The sequence below is a fragment of the Pseudomonas sp. FH1 genome (genome assembly GCF_000510895.2).
Taxonomy (GTDB): domain Bacteria; phylum Pseudomonadota; class Gammaproteobacteria; order Pseudomonadales; family Pseudomonadaceae; genus Aquipseudomonas; species Aquipseudomonas azotoformans_A.
Map to the genome: position 1 here is coordinate 221,734 of NZ_AOHM01000006.1, position 6,597 is coordinate 228,330.

General features: G+C 59.8%; 8 protein-coding genes. 2 read left to right on the plus strand and 6 right to left on the minus strand.

Annotated features, from left to right (window positions below; translation table 11 throughout):
* Positions 1-27: 27 nt before the first annotated feature.
* The 3 genes from tssA to H096_RS03780 form a co-directional block, all read right to left on the minus strand.
* Positions 28-1,041, minus strand: coding sequence for a type VI secretion system protein TssA (gene tssA, locus H096_RS03770; protein ID WP_033896858.1), 1,014 nt, complete (start codon positions 1,039-1,041; stop codon positions 28-30).
* A gap of 78 nt (positions 1,042-1,119) precedes the next feature.
* Complete coding sequence (locus tag H096_RS03775; RefSeq protein WP_033896859.1) at positions 1,120-2,145, minus strand: catalase family peroxidase; 1,026 nt, start codon at positions 2,143-2,145, stop codon at positions 1,120-1,122.
* Between the two features lie 51 nt (positions 2,146-2,196).
* Entirely contained in the window at positions 2,197-3,114 is a 918-nt protein-coding gene (locus tag H096_RS03780; RefSeq protein ID WP_033896860.1) for an anti-sigma factor, read from the minus strand.
* A 482-nt stretch (positions 3,115-3,596) separates the two neighbouring features.
* On the opposite strand from H096_RS03780, the gene H096_RS03785 reads away from it, so the two are divergent.
* Positions 3,597-4,148 (plus strand): RNA polymerase sigma factor, encoded by a 552-nt coding sequence (locus tag H096_RS03785; protein ID WP_082461389.1) that lies wholly within the window; start codon positions 3,597-3,599, stop codon positions 4,146-4,148.
* Positions 4,149-4,257: 109 nt separating this feature from the next.
* Here the strand turns inward: H096_RS03785 and H096_RS03790 are convergent, their stop codons facing one another.
* Both H096_RS03790 and H096_RS03795 read right to left on the minus strand, forming a co-directional pair.
* The gene (locus tag H096_RS03790; RefSeq protein ID WP_033896861.1) at positions 4,258-5,010 is read right to left on the minus strand and encodes an outer membrane beta-barrel protein; all 753 of its coding nucleotides are present in this window, start codon (positions 5,008-5,010) and stop codon (positions 4,258-4,260) included.
* A gap of 136 nt (positions 5,011-5,146) precedes the next feature.
* Positions 5,147-5,971 (minus strand): arylamine N-acetyltransferase, encoded by an 825-nt coding sequence (locus H096_RS03795; RefSeq protein WP_033896862.1) that lies wholly within the window; start codon positions 5,969-5,971, stop codon positions 5,147-5,149.
* A 120-nt stretch (positions 5,972-6,091) separates the two neighbouring features.
* On the opposite strand from H096_RS03795, the gene H096_RS03800 reads away from it, so the two are divergent.
* Positions 6,092-6,328, plus strand: a complete 237-nt coding sequence (locus H096_RS03800) for a DUF6555 family protein (protein ID WP_016979650.1) — start codon at positions 6,092-6,094, stop codon at positions 6,326-6,328.
* Positions 6,329-6,432: 104 nt separating this feature from the next.
* Here H096_RS03800 and H096_RS32880 read toward each other — a convergent pair.
* On the minus strand, positions 6,433-6,597 hold a 165-nt coding region (locus H096_RS32880; protein ID WP_162240107.1), incomplete at its 5' end, for a tautomerase family protein.

The following is a 6,597-nucleotide window of genomic DNA, read 5'->3' on the forward strand; positions in this document are numbered from 1 at the left end:
CCGGTGAGTGGGTTTGATACAAAAGGGTCAGTTGTCGCTGTTGCGAATACCGCTGACCAGCGCCAGTTGCGCAAGACCATCGGGAGCGAGGTCTTGCAGCAATTCCATGAAATTCTTGTCGATCAGTTTCTTCGCCCGTTGCAGCAAAAACGGCACGGGACTGGCCGGTTCGTGAGTCTGGAAATAGGTGCACAGGCGGTCGAGCGTCTGACGCGCGTCTTCGCGGCTGTTGATCTCGCCACGGTTGGGTTGCGGCGTTAAGGCCGGGGCATCGGCCGTGATAACCGGTGCTGCCACATCCAGTTGCGGACGACGGATCACGTCACCGGCACGCCGCAACAGTGTGGCCAGGCTGCTCAGATCGATAGCGCGGCCGACGCCGACTTTCTCCGTGAGCAGCTGCTCGATCTGCACGCTCAGCGCCAGGGCCTGGGCCAATGCGGTTTCGGTGGCGTTAAGCTCAAGCGGGTCCGCCTCGGCCAAGGCGCCTTCGATCACGGCCGGGCTGAGGTCACCGCTGGGTTCGGTGGTGGCCAGGTCGATCTGGCGCAGGCTCAAGCTGCCCACACTGCGCGCCGTGATCAGCGGAGCGCCCAGCAGGTCGCGCAACAGCCCGGACGGCTCGCAGAGAAACGCCAGGATGTTGATGCGCAACAGAGGGTCGTGGTCATCATCGGGATCGAGCTGGGGATGCAGGCCACCCCAGCAGTGTTCCAGCAACCCATGGATCAACTGCAGGCCCGCAGCCAGGCCGGAGAGACCGTGCAGGTTGAGCTGGGCGCGGGTCAGCCAGATCGCCAGGCGCAGGTCGCGGCTGCGCTCCAGCAGCGGCAAGGCCAGCAGCATCACCCGCTTCCAATTCGGTTCGATGGCTTGAGTGATGGTGTCGCCGTATTGCACCTCGGGCTTGCCCAGGGCTTCTTCTTCCAGCTCAAGGAATTCAGGGTCGTATTCGACGTTCACGCCGCCGCCGTTTGCCTCGCCCAAGGGCAAGGCAAACGCGGTGAAATCCAGTGGTTGAGCGTCGGTGGGCAGACCCATCGCAGTTCCCTCGTTCAAGTTGTTCTGGGAATAGAACAAGCGAGGGAAATGATTTATTCCGAGGGCTTGGAAAAATTCTTAACGCAGGCGCTCTTCGCTGATGCGCCGGCGATGGGATTCGGCATAGGCCGCCTTGCGCGCCAGCAGCAGCGGGTCATCCGAAGGCGCAATCCCCGGTGGTAGCTCCAGCGGGTTGAAGTCGATATCGCGGCATGCACCGTCGACCTGGGCTTGCTGGTCATCGATCACCAGCACACCGGCATCGATCTGCCGACGACCCTCGGGCCAGCGCACGGTGGCATCGGTGGTGACATCGCCAGGATCGGCCAGCGTGATAATCAGGTGCCAACGTACCGGCCCCTGTTCCAGTTGCGTGGCAAAGCCGAAGGCAAGGAAGTCGGGGTCGCTGCGCTGCGCGGCGGTGATTGCTTTGTACGGTGTCTCGGGCACCATGCTCCAACGCACGAACCGTTCCTGGCCCTGGGCGTTGATCATGCGAAAGGCGTTGACACTGTAGTACGTGGTGTTATCAAAACCGGAAGAGCCTGGATGGTCAGCGAGCCATTGTTCGAACGGGCGCATCTCCGGATGGGTGCGCTTGAAGGCCTGCATCTTTTGCGGGTCCGGAGCGTTATCGCCATAGGTCGGCATCGAGGCGCGCAACTGCTGGTACAGACCTTCGGGGGTGTTGACCGGGAACACCGGCACGGAATTCATCGCCATGTACCAGGCGTCGCCCTCCGAGCCCGCCAGGCGCAACGCCATGCTGCGGATCATGCCGTGCACGTCGACCTGGGCCGGATCCCCCCCGGCAGCGGACAAGCGACCGATCAACGGCACTGTGCCGCGCTGCAACATCGCGGCGTGGGAAACCTCTGTCGCATTGCCGTTGCTTTCAAAGTGGCCGCTGATGCACTGGCCCTTGGCATGGTTACGCCGAAACCCGGGGTGGGCACCGCCCGCGACGGCCTCCATTTCATCGACGATCTGTACAGCGGAGGGTGACGGCGAATACAGCAGCCACACACCGATGCCGGCGAACACTGCGACAGCCAGGGGGAAGGACAAACGGAGGTGTTTTTGCAGCGGAAAAGTTCTTTTCATCACACTATCTGGGATCACAGCATCGGGAACCAATGCCCGACCCCAGCATGGTTATTTCTGGAGCGCGGCGATCCACATCGGTGACGGCGCCCCGGCAAACAACTGGGCGGCACTTCGGTCGGCGACAAGTCGGGCAACGGCGTTGAGGTCCACACCTTCAGGCTCGCCGATCAGGGCGTAGCCCAGTTCAGACTGGCGCCACGTTACTACGTTCATTTGCGCAACGCTTTGCTGGGTGATGGACTGGTCCGGCTTGGGCTCTTTCATCACGCACAACGCGACCGGCGCACCACTGGCCGGCAGGTACACCAGCTGGATCAGCGCCTTATTGTTGAAGCGCAGGCGCTGCACGCGCTTGAACGTCAGGCCGGCGGAACTGAGGTCGGGAACGCGCAGGGCCAGGCCGTCGATATCACGGATATCCGCGAGGGTCTTGGTGATGGCATCCGTCGGTTGCGCGCCGTAGGCCACGGTTTCACGGGTGTACAGATGCTGGTAGGCAGCCGCCTGTTGAACCCATGGCGAGGCCTGGGCAACGGCGGGCGCGGTGGTCTCGATACCCGGCTTCAGCGCACCGCTGAATGCACCAACTTGAAGCACCAAGGCATAGCAGGCTGCACCGGCAACGAACGTCAGCGCGGGCCATGCAAATTTAGGTTGGAAGAATGCGAACAGGCGGGAGAAAACGCTGTCTGTCTTTTCGTCGGAAACTTCAGCGCTACGGGAAGGAGCCGGTTCAGCCGTGTGCTGAGCCGCCAACGCAGCAATGTTGAGCTTGAGACTTTCGGGCACCGGCGGCAGGTTCTGCCGGGCAAAGGCTTCCTCATAAGGCAGGCACGAAGCCATCAACCGGGAGACTCGTTCAGCCAGGTCCGGTGAAGCGTCTATGAGCCGCTCTAGCTCCTGGTTCTGTTGCGACGAAAGCTCGCCGTCAACATAGGCCATTAGCAAGGCATCATCCGCTACCATGGGTTTCTCTCTCCGTTTGTATTCATCAGTTTCTGCAGGGTGATTCTCAGCCTTGTGGGCCGAAGCGGCGAGCCGGTGGGTAGCGACAAGCCATCATATTGATATCAGCTTCACGGTTGCAACAAGTCAAAAAACTTTAAAGCAAGCGGCGAATACTCGGTGACACGCACAAATACTTTAAGAGAACACCCTGGAATCTAAAATATTCCCAGGGCCTGATAAATCTTATATGTTTCACTCCGTGTCAGGGTATTTTTCCTGACACGGCTGCCAGAATCATTGGCCTGTAACCTGCATAGGCTGTCATTAACCTTTCAATGACGATCCAAATCGGTACACTTTGTCAGCATCTTGATACAATTCTTCGACACCCAGGACCCTCAGCACCGCAAAAAGGACGCCGCGACACAGGCATCCGCTACGGTATCGACCTCGTAGCCTGACCGCTCCATTTTAGGCATCAAGAAATAATAAGAGGAAATATGTCGATCACCGGTGCTGATTTACCCGCACTGCTTCCCGAACTGTTGCCACGCCTGTGGGCCTTTGCGTTGCGCATCTGCGGCGACAAGCATGATGCCGAGGACCTGGTGCAGCTCGCCTGTGTCCGCGCGCTGGAACGGGCCCATCAGTTGCAGCCCGACACCTCGGTACTGAGCTGGATGTTTTCCATCGTGCACTCCACCTGGATCAACGAACTGCGCTCACGCAAAGTGCGCAGCCGTTCGCGCATGGACTGGAACGACGAATTCCTCGAAACCGTCAGCGACCCCGAGGCGCCCAACCCGGAGTCCGACCTGATGCACCGCCAGATCATCGAAGCCGTGCAGAAACTCCCCGATGGCCAACGCGAAGTGATGCTGCTGGTGGGCGTGGAGCGCTTCAGCTACAAGGAAGCCGCCGAAATGCTCGACCTGCCGATCGGCACCATCATGAGCCGGCTGTCCCGTGCGCGTCAGGCGATCGGCGCGCTTTTTGATTCGCCGAAAAGCAAACCTTTGCGCGCTCGACCGGAGAGTTCTTCCGCGAGCTGAAACCGCTCTAAACTGGCGTCCTGAACGGGACCACCCTAAGGACGAAGCCCCCTCTCCTTCCTCATCGTGAAAGGCGCAGGCACTCACCTTCAACGCCCCCACAATATGCTTAGAACGCGATACCGACCTTGAAGCCGTACTCGTTGCGCTTGAGCTTGGTGTTGTCGGCCACTTCGGAATCGCCGTCGAGCTTGTACTCGGTGCGGGTGTAGTACAGGCCCGCGACCACCGGCAGGTCGCCCTTCTGGTTCATCAGCAAGCTGACTTCAGCGTAGGGGTTGGTGCGGTCCTTGAGATCCACGGTGTCGCTGCCGAAATCTTCCACCTTGAGCTTGGTGCGGCCATCAATAGTACGGCGGGCGCCAGCTTCGACGCGCAGGGTCATGTCATCGAACTGGTGGTTGTAGCCCAGGGCTGCCTTGGCGAACGGCGATTTGTTGGTGAGCTTGACGTCGAGGTCGTTGATCTCTGGCTCGTAGCGCGTCCAGCTGTAGCCACCGCCGACGATCACGTCGACAAAGTTGCGCGCATCCAGCGCGGCACGCCAGCCGAGGTCCAGGTCGGCCTGGCCTTCCTTGAGTTTGTTGTCGCTCTTTTCGCCGTACTTGGCTTCGATACCGGCCTGGTAGATAAAGCCGGATTCAGCGGTGAGCTTGTTGCCGAAGTTATAGAACAGCCCCGCTTCGGGCATGCGGCTCTTGTCGCTCTCGCTGCCGCCTTCGAATTTGAAATCGTTGTAGCTGCCCAGGATCCCGAAAGTGGAAATCGGGTCGGTGGACGGTGCGGCGAACACCGCGGCAGGCGCAGCGACCAGCGCCAGCAGCGAGGAACCCTTGAGGAATTTTCCGAATAGCTTGGACATCGTTTTACATCTCCTTGTCTGGTGAGCAAATTATTCAGGAACCCATTCGAACCCCGGCAAGCGCCAAAGGTTCGAATTAATTTGCGTTGATTTGGAGATAAAACGGTTCAGCGAAGGCTCTAGCTCAACACTTCTATCAATTAGCCATTACCAAGCCGTCAAGGACAGTGCGCAGCGCCGGCGTGACCGGCACGCGAAGCCCAAAGGTTTCAGTCAATAACTGCAACACCTCGTCGGCACTGGCGAGGGCGCGCTTTTCACTCGGCCGGTCCAGATAGTGAATCGCATAATGGGCGTTGTTGAGGGTATGGCGCTTACCCGCAGCCAAGCGCGCGACCTTCAATTGGCCAACAAATACCGAGTCCGGATGGGTGGAGACATACCAGTTGCCGATTTCATAATCGATGGCCGCCTGCACCTGCAGGTCGAACACATACAGCCCGCGCCACTCCTCGGCCACTTTCGCCCACAGGGTGTAGCTGCCCTGCCCGTCGAAGGTCACCCGATATGGCTCATGGGCAGTGGCTTGCACCACCTCAGTGTCCAACCGCAACGGACTGCTGGGCACCATGCCGCCAAAGCCGACATCGGTGATATAGCGCACGCCATCCAACGTCACCAGGCTCAAACGATGAGTACGCGCCGTCCGCGCATCCGGCGGCCCGCCCATCACCACCCTCCCCGTGATACCACGCGCGTCAAAGCCGAGTTCCTGCAACAGCGCCAGGAACATCTGGTTCAACTCATAGCAATACCCACCCCGCCCCTCCAGCAGCACTTTCTGCTCGACACTGGCCAAATCGATTGGCACCGGCAGGCGCATCAGGCTGGACAGGTTCTCGAACGCAAAGGTGCACACATGACGCAGTTGCAGCTCCCGCAAGGTGTGCAAGGTCGGCGCTGGCGGCGAGTCATAACCCAGGCGTTGCAGATAGAGGCGGCTATGGATCAACAGTGACATGGCGCAATCCTTGGGCGCGGGAGGAAGGCGACACTATGCCGCGCCGACAGACAGATTGTCATTTTGAATGAACCTTTTTGAACGCTGCCCTATCCATCTATAACAACACAGGGAGGCAACATGAGTACCGCAAAAATCTACACCATCAACTACCAGCTGCACGGCAAACCAAAATCCTTTGTAGTGCGCGCCGAAGTGATGAACAACGCCGAAGCCTGGCACTGGGCGGCGGTGGATGCCGATATCGCCCATGTAAGCCGCGTGGGGCGGGTTGGGCATGAACAAGTGAAGAAGACGACCCGACCGTGGGCAGAGAAGTTTGGGATTACGGAGGTGACGTGGGTGGCGCCGAAGTGAGGGGGGAAAGCCCCGCTGGGTGAGGCGGGGCTTTCTGGGCAGCAGCGGCTATTCGCGAATGACGCCGTTCGGCCATCCGTACAGGCGATGCATAAATCCGCAGGCTAATTGCCCCGCCCGCCTCCAAACGACCACTCGTCACCGGCTGTAGTCGAAATCACCACCATCACATCCTCGGCGTTCAGCCCCGTCGCCCGCCCCAATTTTTCAACCAGATCACGGTCACGCATCAGCGACAGGATGCTGCGGCTGCCCGCAGCACTACGACT